The 1095-nt window shown below is 68.8% G+C and carries 1 protein-coding gene; it reads right to left on the bottom strand.

Features of this window, described 5'->3' with window-relative positions; translation table 11 throughout:
- Positions 1 to 14 precede the first annotated feature (14 nt).
- Positions 15 to 980 (bottom strand): IS481 family transposase, encoded by a 966-nt coding sequence (locus AB0H37_RS45040; protein ID WP_360618861.1) that lies wholly within the window; start codon positions 978 to 980, stop codon positions 15 to 17.
- Between the last annotated feature and the right edge of the window lie 115 nt (positions 981 to 1095).

Here is a 1095-nt window from a genome sequence, read left to right as displayed (position 1 = left end):
CTAGCTGTACTCGGTCATGATCTTGGTGACAGTCGGGTGATGGGTGGCTTGCCGCCCAGGGCTGAGTGGGGGCGTTTGGTGTTGTAGTGCTCCAGCCATGGGCGGAGGGCTTGTGTGCGCTGGTCGTTGCTGGTGTAGGGGCGTCGGTAGGCCCATTCGGTGGCCAGGGTGCGGTTGAGGCGTTCGGCTTTGCCGTTGGTCCAGGGATGGCGGGGTCGGGTGAACTTTTGGCGGGCGCCCAGTTGGGCGCAGGCCTGCTGGAACGCGGCCGAGACGCGGTAGTTCTTGGCGTTGTCGGTGAGCACCCGTTGGATCCGGGTGATGCCGTGGGCGGCGAAGAACGCCGCGGCTCGGGTGAGGAAGGCGGCTGTGGTGATGCCTTTCTCGTCGGGCAGGACTTCGGCGTAGGCCAGGCGGGTGTGGTCGTCGATGGCGGTGTGCACGAAGTCGTAGCCGATGCCGCGGCCGCGGACGGCTTCGCTGCGGCCGTGCGCCCGCCAGCCGCCACCGTCGGGGATGCGGCCGAGTTTCTTGACGTCCAGGTGGATCATGTCGCCCGGCGCGTCATGCTCGTAGCGGCGGTCGCTTTGGCGGGACGCGCGGATCTGCTGCCCGGTCAGCGGGTCGCAGGCTGCCAGCACCGGCACACCGTGGCGGCGCAGGATCCGGGTGACGGTGCGGGCCGGCACCCCGGTCACTGCCGCGATGTGATCGGGCCCGGCACGCATCTGCCTGCGGGCGGCCAGCACCCGCTCCTCGGTCTTGGTCGGGGTCTGGGACGGGCATGCGCGCGGCCCGCTGCGCCGCTCGACCAGCCCGGCCCAGCCTTGGTCGCGGAACCGTCGGACCCACCGGTGCGCGCATTGCCGCGACACCCCGAGCTCGGCGGCGACGTGCGCGACCGCCCGCCGGTCGAACACGACACGGCGAACCAGCAGACATCTGCCATGAAGTGTCAGCCGGGCATTAGCGTGACCCACGAGGACCTCCTGGTGACGGTGAAGTCGGTGAAACTCCACTACGCCAGGAGGTCCTCTTGCTGATCAAAGACCTACCGGTCAGGTGTCACCAAGATCATGGCCAAGTACACCTAGC

It is taken from the genome of Actinomadura sp. NPDC023710, assembly GCF_040639875.1.
GTDB classification, from domain to species: Bacteria; Actinomycetota; Actinomycetes; order Streptosporangiales; family Streptosporangiaceae; genus Spirillospora; species Spirillospora citrea.
The sequence above is the reverse complement of the archived record's forward strand: the minus strand, read 5'-3'. Positions and strand labels throughout refer to the sequence as shown.